The organism is Pseudomonas syringae, assembly GCF_000737245.1.
Taxonomy (GTDB): domain Bacteria; phylum Pseudomonadota; class Gammaproteobacteria; order Pseudomonadales; family Pseudomonadaceae; genus Aquipseudomonas; species Aquipseudomonas syringae_J.
Window position 1 is genome coordinate 1 of record NZ_JPQU01000078.1, and the last position, 14177, is coordinate 14177.

Sequence of the window (14177 nt, forward strand, 5' to 3'; positions counted from 1 at the left end):
TCATGAAAAACACCCCAGAGGTTGGACGGGTGTCCAACTTTTGGGGCGCACTTCACGTCCTTGTGGGAGCGAATTCATTCGCGAAGGCGCATGTTCAGACACAGCAAAAGCCCGAGGAGAAATCTCGGTTAGAATGCGCCACCCGACCGCAAAGATATTCATCTCCCCATGACCGATACCAAAACCCCTACTCCTCCACGCGTCGCCATCATCGGCGGTGGCCCTGCCGGGTTGATGGCGGCTGAGGTGCTGAGTCAGGCCGGGATCAAAGTCGATCTGTATGACGGCATGCCTTCGGTGGGGCGCAAGTTTCTGCTGGCCGGGGTCGGTGGCATGAATATCACTCATTCCGAGCCTTATCCGGCGTTTCTGGCCCGCTATGCCGAACGCGCCCCCGAAATCGCGCCGCTGCTGCGCAGCTTTGATGCTGACGCCCTGTGCGAGTGGATCCACGGCCTGGGGATCGAAACCTTCATCGGTAGCTCCGGACGGGTTTTCCCCAAAGACATGAAGGCCGCTCCGCTGTTGCGCGCCTGGCTCAAGCGTTTGCGCGACGCGGGCGTGACGATCCATACCCGCCATCGCTGGCTGGGTTGGGATGCCGAAAACAACTTGCGTATCGCCCACCCCGAAGGCGAAACCACCGTCAAAGCCGACGCCGTCTTGTTTGCGCTGGGCGGTGCCAGCTGGTCGCGACTGGGCTCCGATGGTGCCTGGCAACCGTGGCTGGAGGAGCGCGATATTGACGTTGCCCCGCTGCAAGCCTCCAATTGCGGCTTCGAAGTGACGCAATGGAGCGACTTGTTGCGCAGTAAGTTCGCCGGTGCGCCGTTGAAGAATATCGGCATGGGCCTGCCCGGCCAGACACCGCGGCTGGGCGAATGTGTCGTCACTGAAACCGGTGTAGAAGGCAGCCTGATCTACGCTTTATCGGCGCAGATCCGCGAACAAATCAATCAGGATGGTGTATCGACCGTCCTGATTAATCTGCTGCCTGGCAAGACCGTCAGTGCGATACAGAAAGCATTGGCCAAACCCCGTGGTTCACGCTCGATGTCGAAGCATTTACACAGTCAATTGGGCGTTGATGGGGTTAAAGCCGCCCTGTTGCGTGAACTCGCTCCACGTGAGGCTTTCGACGATCCAGCCCTGCTGAGCCAGGCCTTGAAAGCCCTGCCGCTGCAATTGGTCAAAACACGACCACTGGACGAAGCGATCAGCACGGCAGGCGGTGTAACCTTCGCCGCCATGGACGAGCGCCTGATGCTCAAGCAATTGCCCGGCGTATTCTGCGCAGGAGAAATGCTCGACTGGGAAGCGCCCACCGGTGGTTACCTGCTGACGGCCTGTTTCGCCAGCGGGCGGGCGGCGGGGCTTGGAGTGGTGCAATGGCTGAAATTACAAGCGCTGGCTTGACTCATCATGAGAGCGAGCTTGCTCGCGAAGGCGTATTTCAAACCTCAGAAAATGTTCAGCATGTACCGGCACCTTCGCGAGCAAGGTGGAACGCCACCCCGGTCGCTTCCACAATTGATCTCACAGGCCCCGACTTCAGGATGACCCCATGAACCTCGAAGAACTCACCCAACGCCTGCATCGCATCCGCGATCAAAACGACTGGCAGCAGTTTCATAGCCCGAAGAACCTGGCGATGGCGGCCAGCGTGGAAATGTCCGAACTGGTCGAGATATTTCAATGGCTCACTGAAGATCAATCCCGTCAGTTACCCCCCGAAAAGCTGGCCCATGCCGGGCAGGAAGTGGGCGACATCATTCTGTATCTGCTGCTGATGTGCAGCGAGCTGGGGATCGACATGGACACCGTGGTACGCAGCAAGCTGGCGGACAGTGAACGCAGGTTCGCCAAATGAGTGATCGTCATTTCGACCAACTGGCCACGCGCTTCGCGGAAAAAATCTACGGCGGGGCCAAAGGTGCGATTCGTCTTGCGGTGTTGCAGGCTGACCTGACGGAAGCCCTGCCCGAGCGGCCGTTGCGGGTGCTGGATATTGGCGCAGGCCTGGGGCACATGTCGCTGTGGCTGGCTGAGCGTGGCCATGATGTCACTCTGGCTGAACCGGCCGCCCCCATGCTTGACGGCGCTCGTCAGCGCTTCGCCGAAGCCGGACAGACTGCTATCTTCATCCAGGCGCCCTGGCAGGACCTGCCAGAGCAACTTCATGAGCCTTATGATCTGGTGATCTGCCATGCAGTGCTGGAGTGGCTGGCAGAACCGCATACGATCCTGCCGGTGCTGCACAAGCTGACCAAGGCCGATGGTTGGCTGTCTCTGGCGTTCTACAACCGCGATGCGCTGATCTACCGCAACCTGCTCAAAGGTCACTTCCGCAAGATGCGCAAAAACGATATGGCCGGCGAGAAGCAAAGCCTGACACCTCAGGAACCACTGGATCCCCGGGAGCTGGCGGCGCAACTTGAGGGCCTGTGGCGGGTCGAAACCCAGAGTGGTGTCCGCGTGTTTCACGACTATATGCCGGTGGAATTCCAGGCCAAGGTCAAACTGGAGGATCTGCTGGAGATGGAACTGGCCCATCGTCGGCATCCTGCCTACGCAGGGCTGGGACGCTACTTGCATTGGGTTTGCCGGCCGATCTGACCGACTCAACGTTTATCTGTCCTCTAAAGCCATTGGCGGAGGTCATCATGCAACACCGCATCGCTGTGTTAATGCTCTGCCTGGGTCTCGCGGCCTGCCAGAGCGACAACCCTTATCAAGCCAGCTCCAGGCCGATACCACCTGCTCCTGCCGAAGCCAATATGGGCATCGACATGAGCGCCTACCCCGCCGCGCCCCGTGACTACGGACGCTATCGCAACTGGAGCTGGCTCAATGGTCGGCTGCCGGGCGGGTCGGCCTGGGCTGATTCGGCACAGATTGCTGAAGCAGTCAGCAATGGCCTTGACCAGCGCGGCCTGCGCCCTGCCCGAACAGCCCAGGCAGCGGATCTGGCCGTGACCGCCGAAACCCGTCTGGAAACCCGGCTACGCCAGGTCCGCGACGACTATTACGACCCGTATTACGGTGGTGCCGGCCTGGGCTATGGCCGTGGCCCTTACTACGACGGCTATCGCTATGGCGGCTATGCAACAGTACCCATCGTGCGGACTTATCAAGAGCAAGTGGTGGTAATCAACATCAGCCTGTTCGACGCCCGCAGCGGTCAACCCGTGTGGAGCGCCAGCGCCGAGACCCGCAGCGACGGCGATCAATCAGCGCGCGCCAAGGCCCTGCGACAGGCTGTGCAAAAAGCGTTGACCGCGTATCCTCCTTCCTAATATTTCCGGAGAACTGCCATGTTCCGCCGTCTTGCTATGTTGTCCATGTTGCTGATGCTCGGCGCCTGCCAGACCAACCAGGTCAGCCGTGATTTCGATGCTCAACGCGACTTCGGCGGTTATCGCAGCTGGGCCTGGAAAGAGCCGGCCATGCAATACCAGCCTGACGATCCGCGGATCAAGAGCGATCTTACCGAGCAGCGCATCCGCCAGTCGGTGAGTGATCAACTGGACCAGCGCGGCCTGCGACACGCGCCAGCGGGAGCCCGTGCCGATGTCAACGTGCAAGCCTGGCTCATCGTGGAAAACCGCCAGCAATTGGTCAGCACCAACTATGGCGGCGGTTGGGGTCCTTGGGGCGGATATGGCTACTGGGGCGGCCCGGTCAGCAGTGAAACCCGCAGCGTGGATTACAAGGTCACCACCTTGCAGATCGACCTGTTCGACGGCAAGGACGGCAAACTGATCTGGCGCGGCAGCACCGAGCAGATCCTCAGCCAGAGCAGCGCCAACCCCGCCGAGCGTGAAAACCTCATCCGCCAGACCGTGACGAAAATCCTCGAGCAGTATCCGCCGCGTTGAGTCCAATCGCGATCGTCTGTTGGAGCCGGGCTTGCCCGCGAAGAACGATAACGCGGCGTGTCAGATAGACCCCACCGCCTGCTTCGCGGGCAAGCCTCGCTCCAACAGAAAGTCCGCCTAACCCCTGTGGGAGCGGTGCTTGCCCGCGATACTGGCGACGCGGTCTATCAGACAAACCCAGGCGACCTTATCGCGGGCAAGCCTCGCTCCAACAGAAAGTCACCTAACCCCTGTGGGAGCGGTGCTTGCCCGCGATACTGGCGACGCGGTCTATCAGACAAACTGAGGCGTTCTTATCGCGGGCAAGTCGGAATGCCGCCCACGGGCTCCGACAGAAAGGCGCACTCCCCAAGCCTTGACTACACTCCCCTTCACTGAGGGTGAGTTAGCGATGGTTGTGGCCAAAGGAGTGCTTGATGTCTCCCCTGAACAGGTATGTCTGCGATCGCGGACGGCAGTGTGGTGCCATTGGTTTGCTGGCGGCGATTACCCTGGCGCTTGCGGCGTTGTGCATGTTGGTAGTGGTCGACAGCGGACGCCTGTTTCTGGAAAAACGCTCACTGCAACGGGTCGCGGATGTCGCGGCGCTGGAGGCGGCCAGTCGCAAGGGTAATTGTCTCGTCGCCACGGGCATCGACAGGCAGGCCACGACCTACGCCAGCCAAAGCGCGATACGCAACGGATTCACCCCAGGCACCGAGGGTCGCACCCTTGCCACCCATTGCGGCTCCCTTGCCCTTGACTCCAACAGTCGCAGAATCTTCACCGCAGATTCCAGCAAGACCGAGGCCATTCAAGTCACGGCCAGCCATACCGTACCCCGCAGCATCGCCGCAGGTATTGGCGCGATGTTCGATTCGTCACCCATGCCAGTGGATGTTCAGTTGAGCGCCACGGCGGTGGCGGCAGCCGAACCACCACTGGCATCGCTGTCGATTCGCAGTGCCGCCCTCGTCATTAACTCGACGACCGCCCCCCTGCTCAACGCAGTGATCGGCTCAATGCTGGGCGGCAACCTGAATCTCTCAGCCGTCAGCTGGAATGGCATCGCCAATACCAGGCTCAACCTGCTCGACTACCTAGACAAGCTCAAGACCGAACTCAACCTCACAGCAGTGGGCTATGACGAAGTACTCGCCACCCATGTCGCCGCCGACAAGTTGATTCAGGTGATGCTCAACGTTCTGCAAACCAGCGGCACGCTCGACAGCCGGATCACCCTTGCCGACCAACAAGTATTGGCGGCCGCAGCAGGGAAAACCCTATTGTCGCTGGGCAAGCTGATCAGTATCCAGAGCGGAACCGACGTGGCGGCCTTCAAGGCGGACCTCGGTCTGTTGGACGTGATACAGAGCCTGGCGCAACTGGCCAACAAACAAAATGGCATCGCAGCCACCGCGCAGGTTGGTCTGCCCGGACTGTTGAACCTCAAGATCGAAACCAAAGTCATCGAGCCACCACAGCTTTCAGCTATCGGCGACCCGAGCAAAATCAACCCCGCGGTCCCTGTCCAGAACGATCCGAACAGAATCTATGTGCGCACCGCCCAAATGCGTGCGCTGGTGTCGGTGGACCTGCCGGTACTGGGTTCAGGTGCAACCTTGCCGTTACTCAACAAAGTCACGTCTCTGGTGGGCAGCCTGACGCCAGTCCTCAACAGCGCTTTGGGCCTGGATATCAAGGGTCTGCTCAGCAGCGCTACATGCCTGTTGGGGGCAAGTTGCATGGTGACGGATTTCCGCCTGCTCAACACCTCCAGCCCCAGCAACGCTGGCCCGCGCATAGACCTGAGCCTGTCGCTGTCCAGCGCGGAAAGTTACGTCACCGGCTACAGCTGCAACAGTAATACCGATAAGAGCCTGACGTTTAACACCCATACGGCGCTGGTCAGCGCGAAACTCGGACTGATCGACGAGGCTGCAGCGTTCCCCGCCAGCACCGACCCAGCAGCCATCGTTGCCAAGCCCATTCCGGTAGTCAACATCACTACCCAGACCTGCACACAAATCCTCGGCATCCTGGGCAATTGTTCGACCCCCATTAATTTTGGCGGTGGAGGAGTCGGGATCAGTTTCAATACCGTGGACAAATCGCCTCTGGGCAGCCTGTCCTCGACCAGCATCACGGTCAGGGCACCCAACCTCCCAGAGATCGGGGAGACACCACATTACGAAGCAGGCGCAGCATCCAGGCTACCCAGCACGCTGCTTGACGGGGTGGTCTCCGGAGTGAAAGTGGATGTTTACAAGGCTGTGACCCCGACGATTCTGGGCAATGTAATAACCGGCGCGGCCTCGCTGCTGAGCGCTGTTCTCGCCGAGCTGGATGGCATCGTCGACGGCGTTCTCAAGCAATTGCTGTCTACCGTCGTTGACCCGCTCCTCGCTGCACTGGGCGTCACACTCGCGCCAGCCGACGTCGGCAGCAACCTGAGTTGCAACTTCGGCCAGGCCACACTGGTGATCTAAGCCTGCGTCCTCTTCAACCATAAATAGCTGTCAGGATTGGAATGCTTTTGCAGTAGGAGCGCGCTTGCCCGCGATGCGGTGTGTCAGCAAAAAGTCTGTTGCCTGACCTGACGCTATCGCGGGCAAGCGCGCTCCTACAGGGTCCCGGGGTGTCAGGACGACGACGCTCCCCCGATCGGTAACGTAATCACAAACCGGGCACCTTCATCGACATTGCTGACACTCAGTTGCCCGCCCATCTGGTCGACGATGCCGTAGCTCACCGACAAGCCCAGGCCGGTGCCGACGCCGATTTCCTTGGTAGTAAAGAAGGGTTCGAAGATGCGCTCCAACAGACGCGGATCGATGCCGCCGCCGTTGTCTTGCACGGACAGTACAATGTGCCGCTCATCCTGCTCTGCGGTAACGCTGATCCAGGGTTGCAACTCGCGGTCCTTTTCCTTGCGTGACAACAGCGCGTCGCGGGCGTTGACCATCAGGTTGATCAGGACCTGTTCCAGTTGATCGACGTGGCCCATGACTTGCCCGGTGATGCTCATCTCGCCCACACGAATGTCCACGCCCTTGCCCTTCATGCCTTCGCTAAGCATCGACAAGGTGCCTTCCACCGCCTGCATGGGGTCAAACAATCGCTCCTCGACCTCGGACCTGCGACCGAAAACCCGCATGTGGTCCACGGTCCTTGCGGCTCGCTGGACCTGAGTGTCGATGCGCTTGAGTTTTTCCGTGAGGTATTCGATATCCGCCTCGCCGTTACCCAGTCGCTTGAGCACGTTGACCACCGCCATACGCATGACGTTGAGCGGCTGATTGATCTCATGGGCCAGGCCTGTCGCCATTTCCCCCAGGGTAGCCATCTTCGCGCTCTGATTGAGCTGCATACGCGAGCGGCGCACGTCAGTGTTGTCGCGGCCCACCGCCTGAACTTCAATCAACTTGCCCTGCTCGTTGAACACGCCACGGTCTGCCCAGACCCACCAGGCGAATTCACGGCCCGGCAGTTCAAGACAGATTTCCGCATTGCTCATCGGCGCTTCTGGGGTCAGCGTGCCGATGCGCTGTACAAAGGCTTCGCGCTGCTCCTCGGACATCCAGTCACCCAGATTCACCCCCACCAACTGCTCGGGCGTGCACTCCATGTAGCTGGCCAGCGGCCGGTTGCCGAAGCTCAGGATCAGGTCTGGCGTGTAGCGACAAATCATCGCTGGCGAATCCTCCACCAGAATCCGGTAACGCTCCTCGCTTTCGCGCACCCGCTCGGTGGCCAGAGTGGCGTCCGTCACGTCCAGCCACAAGCCCACCACTTCCAGCGGGATGCCCAGATCGTCACGTAAAAGCTTGGCCTCATCGAGCAACCAGTGATAAACCCCGCCCTTGTCGCGCAGGCGATAACGACGACTGACGAAACCTTCGCGCAGTAAATGCCGGGTGCGTTCGAACCAGATCTCGCGATCATCCGGATGAATGTATTCGCTGAGCTTACCGCCGACACAGTCCTCAAGGGTCCAGCCCAGCAGCGGCCGCAAACTGTCGCTGAAGAAAGTCGGTTCGAGATTGCCCTGATCGTAGCGCTGCACATAAATCACCGCCGGGGAGCTGGCGATCAGGTTATCCAGCCGCGCGTGGGCGACGGCGGCTTCGGTTTCCTGGTTTTTGATATCACTGACATCCAGCATGAAGCCCAACACCCGGCGCGTCTGACCTGTGCCCACGGTTTGGCCCTGAATCCGGAACCAGACGGTTTCCTGCGCCGCATCGGGCTGCTGCAGACGCACGCAAAACAGCATCGAGGTGTCGGTGTCGCGCAGCTGCGCCAGACGGCTGGACAATTCTTGACGGTCTGCCGGGTGGATCAGGCTCAGCCAGTCCAGCCTCGACATGCATTCTCTGGCCTGAAGCGTGCGCGCCAGTTGTGGGGCAAGGAGCATTTCATCGCTGGCTGGCAGAAACTCCCACCAGCCAGTGCCAAGCAAATCCTGTAGCACCGACAGCCGTTCGACGTGGTGCCGATTGCTTTGGTCCGACAGCCTGAACAACACCGGTCCGGCCAGCGCTGAACTGAGATTGAGCCACTCGCGCTCGCTCAGATCCGGCGCCTGTTGCCAGGCGCGATAGAAACCGAATAGCAGCCACGCTTTGGGCACCCCGTCGCGACTGTGTGGCAGGGCAAAGCCATCGGCATTGCCGAACGGACCTTGCAAGGCAACCAGCTCCTCGTTGGAAGTGAAGTCCAGTTGATGCGCGATACTGGCGTCGAGCCGATCGAGACCCGTGCCCAGCCGCTGGCCGGTCTGCCACAGTTCCGGGGCACTGTGGGCGCTGTAACGAGCGTAAACGCGCCAGCCCGCCCCACTGCTGTCCGGCAAGGCCAGCGCCAGACACGGCACGTGCCACAGTTGCGCCAGTTCCTGAAGCTGCTCGACCACCACTTCCAGCAGGCGATCAGCACTGCAGACGCGAATCCTTTCGGCGACCTGTCCGGCCATGCGCAGGCACTGCTGCCGGGTACGCGCGGCGCTGGCCTCCTCCATCAGGTCGCTGATGTCGAGCAACTGCAACAGCCAGTTTTCGCCCCGGGCCTGCACCCAGCCGCGGGCATGCAAGGTATGACCTTCCCCGGCATTGAAATCCAGATCCAGCATGTGGCCTTGCCAGTCTTGCGGCTCGCCTTCTACCACCAGGGCGCTATTGGGCAGCAGTAGACTGATCAATCGCTGATTACTGACATTGGCCTCGATCAACCCCAGACGCAGCAGCAGCGAAGCGCTGATATTCAGGACTCGGCCTTCTTCGCTCAACAGCAGATACCAGCCAGCCCCGATGGGTTCAGGTTCCAGGGATGACGGGTGTCCTGCGGGAGCAACGGGTGCTTCAGTGCGCCCCAACCAACGACTCAGAAGGGTTTTATCAAGGGACAAGTTGAAGGCTCGCTTCAGCAGAAAGGTAGGTCGGCAGGCGAGGTATCTCACCGATGACGGGCAGGCTCAATACGGGCAGGATTTGATGCAGGTTTTCTTTCGGGTAGGCAATGCTCGCCTTGAGCACACCAGCAGTGTAGGTAACGTAGGTGAACTGCTTTACGTCCTGGGCCAGGGTCGCGGGCATCCAGTCCAGTTGTTGGGTCAGCACGCCTTGAGCCTGACTGACGATCAGGCTGCTGTAATTATTGATGGTGGGGCTCAGGGCCACGCTGCGACGCACCGCTTCACTGGTAGCCGCATTAAAAGACTGCATCATCAGCAACGGCAGGCTATAACTGACCAATGCATAGAAGACGCCAAAAAAGATAACAAAGACCGCCGCAAACTCAATGGCTGCAGCACCCTTTTGTTTCCGGCCACCTGGAGTTCGCTTAACGTTGTGCATGTCGACGTCAACCCTGACAGTGCTTCCTTAAACAGCATAGATACATTACGCAAGACAGGATGTTTTTTAAACATGGAATTAATCACCTTGATTGCCTGGCTGGCAATGTGTGCGATTCAAGATGCCCGCCAGCGACAGATTTCCAACGTATTAACCATCGGCGCCATTGTATTGGCGTTGATGTATTTATTGATGACTGGAGAAACCTGGCTGGGTGCTGCCGCCTCTGAAGGTGGAGTGGCGTTACTGCTCTCTTTGCTGCTGACCTTGCCAGGTTATCTGCTGGGCAAGCTGGGCGCAGGCGACCTCAAGTTGCTGGCAGCGCTGGCGCTGGCGACCGATCGTCTATTTTTGCTGGGTACGTTCATCGGGGCTGGCGTGGCGATACTGTTATGGTTTTTTATCCGTCAAAAATTCTTCACCCCTAACAATCAAGGACTTACGCAACCTGACATCCATACGAATGTGAGAGAGACAAATAAACACCCATTCGCACCTTTTCTGTTGGCCGGTTTTCTAATGACTCTGCTGGCTTTTCACCCGTCTTAAACTACGGTTAATACTATGTACATAGTGAGAAAGTAGGGCTAGGTTAATAGTTGAGTCATGCAAAAATCGCCTCTACGAACTGTCGTATGGATGAGGTGAATACAATTAAAGTCAGTGTATCTCGCACGAAGGGAGTTCCGCGTGATCAAGCAGTCGGCTATAAAAGTACTCGTGGTTGATGATCAACCCATGATTGTTGAAGAACTCGCTGAGTATCTAGAGAGCAGCGGTTACAAGTGTGTGCCTTGCTATTCCAGCAGAGACGCCCTTGAGCAGTTTCGCACTGATCCTGCCATTGGAATCGTGCTGTGTGACCTGGACATGCCAGAGCTCAATGGCATCGAACTGGTCGAGGCCATGAAACAGATTGCCGGCAAGCGTCGGGTGTTCGAGGCCATCATGTTGACTGGCCGCGCCGAGAAGCAGGACGTGATCAAGGCATTACGTGCCGGCATTGCCGATTACTACCAGAAGCCGATCAACCTCGAAGACGTGCTCGAAGGCATTCAGCGCCAGGAAGCGGCGCTGCAGGAGCGGCAGAAGAACTATCAGCAATTGGGCAATCTCAACGAAAAGCTGCAATTTCTCGCGGCGTCCATCGATGACCTGTATCAGGATCTGGATCGGGTGCAACGTTCGCCGCTTCTGGATTCAGCCGAGGCCGGGAACGTCGATGCCGAGCTGGACACCTGCGCACTATTCGCCCCGCTCTCGCCACGTCAGCAAGATGTGGCTCGACTGGTCGCCAAAGGCCAGACCAACTATCAGATTGGCTGCGAACTGGGCATTACCGAAAACACGGTCAAGCTCTACGTATCGCAAGTCTTGCGCCTGACCCATATGCATAACCGTACGCAACTGGCTCTGGCGCTGTCGCCCAATCGGCAGCGGGTGGGGGCTAATTAGCGGGTATGCCTGACGCCTGTGAATACAGCACTTGTGGGAGCGTGGCTTGCCCGCGATAAGGCTGGACGCGATTTAATTTAAAATCGCGGCGTCCCTATCGCGGGCAAGCACCGCTCCCACAGGTGAATAAGCCCGCATCTTCAAACTTCATTTATCCGAAATCTTCCCACCCTTTTCCTGCTCAAAAAACTCCGGAATCTCATGGCTGTAGCTGTTCAACCATCGCTGCAAACTGAGGTCGCGCTCTGCTGGCGTAGCGGTTTGCGGAATGGGCGACGCCGCCTTGGCGCTGGGTTGTAACTGCAACCAGGTTTCGGTCTGCTGCTGTTGCTTCGATGAGGGACCGGAGTCGATGGCCCAGGCGTTTGCGGCCAGGCTGAGCAAGGCGATAAATACGACTTTACGCTTCATGTCGGGCTCCTCTCCTGAGTATGCGACGGCTGTTTCAATTGCTGTGCCCTGATTTGGGCTTCGCCGACTTGCGAAGGCGAAAGCCCGGCGCGGGTGACCAGCTGCGCCGCCTGTTTCCAGTTGTCCTGATAGATCAGCAAGGTCACCAGATTCATCGCCGCCAGCGGGTCGGACTGCTTGAGTTCCATGGCGGTCAGAAACTGGAATCGGGCCTGATCGAGCTTCAGCTGATTGAGGTAAACCACCCCCAGGTCATTGCGGATTTTTTCGTCGGTCGGCGCCAGTTTGACTGCCGCCAGCAGATGCTCCTGCGCCTTGGCATGGTCACCCCGAGCGGCTGCCAATTGCCCCAGACCATGTTCGCCTTCGGCAGCGCGGCAAGTACCAAGCAGACTGCGATACAAGGGCTCGGCTTCGTTACTGCCCAACAGACGCAAGACCCGAGCCTTGCGTAAACGCACCTCGCCCAGGCTGTCCGGCAAGCTTTCGAGGTGAGCCAGGCTGGCGTGCAGGCGGCCTTCGTCAGCCATGTCCTGAGCCAGATTCAGCGACAGCTGCTGGTCGGAGTCAGGCTTGGGACATACGCCGGTGTTCAACGGCAATAACCACGGTGCACTGCCATCGCTGGCGCATCCGGTCAGCAGTGCAAGGGCCAGTGCAGCGATGAGGGTTTTCATTGTTTTATCCTTCCAAAACCTTGAATGGCAAATCCATTCCCTGTGGGAGCGGTGCTTGCCCGCGATAAGGTTGGATGCGATTCACTTTAGATCGCGTGGACCTTATCGCGGGCAAGCACCGCTCCCACAGGAAATACACCTGTGTCGATTTCACGACCCCAACGCCCGGCTGATCGCGGTAAAACCAGGCCCTGCCAGCACAATCAGCAACGCCGGAAACAGAAACACCATCATCACCACCGACATTTTCGCCGACAGCTTGGAGATGTACTCCTGCAAGCGCGTCAGGCGACGGTCGTCGATCAGTTGCTTGAGCGACAGCAATGACTTCATCGCGCCCCCGCCCTGGTGAATCAGTTGATTGAGGATCACGCAGGTGTCGCTGAATTCGTCCACCGACAGCATCACCGCGGTCTTGCCCAACTCTTCACCGAGTTCGAGTCCGGAATCGACCCGCGTCAGAATCAGGTTGAGTTCCGAAGAGAGCACTGGCAGCAGTTCCTTGCCCTCGTTGCTGAGCACGCGCAATGACTGCTCCACTGCCAGGCCGGACTCAAAGAGGATGCGCAGCAACGGGATGAAGGTGGAGATCTCCACCGCGATCTGCTTCTGTCGACGCTGGGCGGCGATGGCCAGCAGGCGCTTGGGCAACAGGTAGCCCAGACCCAACGCGAACAAAGGAGCAACCAGCGGATGCTCGACATCTGGGAAAAACAAAAGCTGCACAAGGATCGTTATCCCAAGTGCCGCCGCGGGCACACCGATCTGGCACGCGGCATACAACGAGCGCTTGCTTGCCCGACGCCAGCCGATGCGGTTGAGCAACACCTGAGTCTCGTTATCCAGGCTGACCGTACGCCGCCCCAACGGTGTGTCGCCCAGCAAGCGCAGCCAACTGCCGATGCGGCTCTCGCGAACCATATGCCCTTGCAGACGCTGCACCACCTGACGCTCGTTGCGGCGCTGCCTGGCCAGATTGGCAACTAGCAGAACGGCAGCCGCGATCAGCATCAACGCACTCAGGATCAAGGCCATCTCAAATGCTCCGCAACATGCGCCATAGCGCAAGGCAACCCAGCAGTTGCATGGTGAAAGCCACCATCAGCATCATCTGGCCGCTGTCGTCGTGCCACATATGCATCAGATAATTCGGGTTTGTCAGCAGAAAGTAGCCCGCCATGCCCACGGGCAACAGCGCCAGCACCACGGCGGTCATGCGGGTCTCGCCGGTCATGGCCTTAAGTTGACGCACGGCCTGCTCGCGCTCGCGGATCAGCCGAATCAGGTTTTCCAGCAGTTCGCTGGCATTGCCGCCGTAACGATGGTTGACCTTCAAGCCCATGGCAAACAGGCGAAACTCGTCGCGTTCATAAAGCTCGGCAAAATCCCGGGTGGCCTCGGGCAGACTTACCCCCAGCTGCACGTTGCGCTGGATACGGCTCATGCCGCCCTTGAGGGGCTGGTTGGAGGCCTCGATGCCGTTCAGGACAGCATCGGACAAGGTGCGACCGGACTTGAGGCTGCGCACGGTGTGATCCAGCATCTGCGGCAGTTGTTCAATCATCCGCGCCACCCGCTTGCGATAGCGCCAACTGATGAACATGCGCAGTGCCAGCGGCGGGCCCAATACCCCAAGCACAATCCCGGGCATGCTGTCCGTCAACAGGCCAATCACGATAAACAGCGCCCAGATCAATACTCCGATAGACAAGCCTTTGGTGGGCAAATTGAGGCCAGCGCGCAAGAACGCCCGATTCACGCGCTCCAAGCCAGGCTTTCGCGTCTCCACTTCCGGCTGCCCCTCGGCCAGGCGCAGCATGATTTTTTCGCTGGCACTGCGGTTCAGGGCAAGCCGGAACAGATAGATCGCCGCCCCCAGAAACAGAAGGAAAACCAGACCCAACAGCAATCCCGCATTCATG

The 14177-nt window shown here is 59.1% G+C and carries 14 protein-coding genes; 8 read left to right on the forward strand and 6 right to left on the reverse strand.

Going from position 1 to position 14177, the window contains the following annotated elements; genetic code table 11:
• The first annotated feature begins 168 nt into the window (after positions 1-168).
• The 6 genes from IV01_RS03525 to IV01_RS03500 all read left to right on the forward strand — a co-directional run bounded on the left by IV01_RS03525 (position 169) and on the right by IV01_RS03500 (position 6346).
• Complete coding sequence (locus IV01_RS03525) at positions 169-1416, forward strand: TIGR03862 family flavoprotein (RefSeq protein WP_032631078.1); 1248 nt, start codon at positions 169-171, stop codon at positions 1414-1416.
• 148 nt (positions 1417-1564) lie between these two features.
• Entirely contained in the window at positions 1565-1870 is a 306-nt protein-coding gene (locus IV01_RS03520; RefSeq protein WP_032631080.1) for a nucleotide pyrophosphohydrolase, read from the forward strand.
• Positions 1867-2616 carry a methyltransferase domain-containing protein gene (locus tag IV01_RS03515; RefSeq protein WP_032631081.1) on the forward strand — a complete coding sequence of 250 codons (750 nt, stop codon included), beginning with the start codon at positions 1867-1869 and terminating at the stop codon, positions 2614-2616. Before IV01_RS03520 ends, IV01_RS03515 begins: the two co-directional genes overlap by 4 nt.
• A 47-nt stretch (positions 2617-2663) precedes the next feature.
• The gene (locus tag IV01_RS03510; protein ID WP_032631083.1) at positions 2664-3296 is read left to right on the forward strand and encodes a DUF4136 domain-containing protein; all 633 of its coding nucleotides are present in this window, start codon (positions 2664-2666) and stop codon (positions 3294-3296) included.
• A gap of 18 nt (positions 3297-3314) precedes the next feature.
• A complete protein-coding gene (locus IV01_RS03505; RefSeq protein ID WP_032631084.1) occupies positions 3315-3878 on the forward strand; it encodes a DUF4136 domain-containing protein in 564 nt (187 codons plus the stop codon).
• Positions 3879-4294: 416 nt separating this feature from the next.
• On the forward strand, positions 4295-6346 hold the full coding sequence (locus IV01_RS03500) for a pilus assembly protein TadG-related protein (RefSeq protein WP_032631085.1): 2052 nt from the start codon (positions 4295-4297) through the stop codon (positions 6344-6346).
• Positions 6347-6498: 152 nt separating this feature from the next.
• Here the strand turns inward: IV01_RS03500 and IV01_RS03495 are convergent, their stop codons facing one another.
• Both IV01_RS03495 and IV01_RS03490 read right to left on the reverse strand, forming a co-directional pair.
• On the reverse strand, positions 6499-9264 hold the full coding sequence (locus IV01_RS03495; protein ID WP_032631087.1) for an ATP-binding protein: 2766 nt from the start codon (positions 9262-9264) through the stop codon (positions 6499-6501).
• Positions 9254-9712 (reverse strand): TadE/TadG family type IV pilus assembly protein, encoded by a 459-nt coding sequence (locus IV01_RS03490; protein ID WP_032631088.1) that lies wholly within the window; start codon positions 9710-9712, stop codon positions 9254-9256. Before IV01_RS03490 ends, IV01_RS03495 begins: the two co-directional genes overlap by 11 nt.
• A 72-nt stretch (positions 9713-9784) precedes the next feature.
• On the opposite strand from IV01_RS03490, the gene IV01_RS03485 reads away from it, so the two are divergent.
• Entirely contained in the window at positions 9785-10261 is a 477-nt protein-coding gene (locus IV01_RS03485; protein WP_032631090.1) for a prepilin peptidase, read from the forward strand.
• A gap of 189 nt (positions 10262-10450) precedes the next feature.
• Complete coding sequence (locus IV01_RS03480; RefSeq protein WP_229636161.1) at positions 10451-11167, forward strand: response regulator transcription factor; 717 nt, start codon at positions 10451-10453, stop codon at positions 11165-11167.
• 147 nt (positions 11168-11314) lie between these two features.
• On the opposite strand, the gene IV01_RS03475 is transcribed toward IV01_RS03480, so the two are convergent.
• From IV01_RS03475 to IV01_RS03460, 4 genes are all read right to left on the reverse strand, one after another.
• On the reverse strand, positions 11315-11578 hold the full coding sequence (locus tag IV01_RS03475; RefSeq protein WP_032631092.1) for a DUF3613 domain-containing protein: 264 nt from the start codon (positions 11576-11578) through the stop codon (positions 11315-11317).
• On the reverse strand, positions 11575-12255 hold the full coding sequence (locus IV01_RS03470) for a tetratricopeptide repeat protein (RefSeq protein WP_032631094.1): 681 nt from the start codon (positions 12253-12255) through the stop codon (positions 11575-11577). Before IV01_RS03470 ends, IV01_RS03475 begins: the two co-directional genes overlap by 4 nt.
• A gap of 150 nt (positions 12256-12405) precedes the next feature.
• Positions 12406-13290, reverse strand: coding sequence for a type II secretion system F family protein (locus tag IV01_RS03465; RefSeq protein WP_032631095.1), 885 nt, complete (start codon positions 13288-13290; stop codon positions 12406-12408).
• A gap of 1 nt (position 13291) precedes the next feature.
• Positions 13292-14176, reverse strand: coding sequence for a type II secretion system F family protein (locus IV01_RS03460; protein ID WP_032631097.1), 885 nt, complete (start codon positions 14174-14176; stop codon positions 13292-13294).
• Position 14177 lies beyond the last annotated feature (1 nt).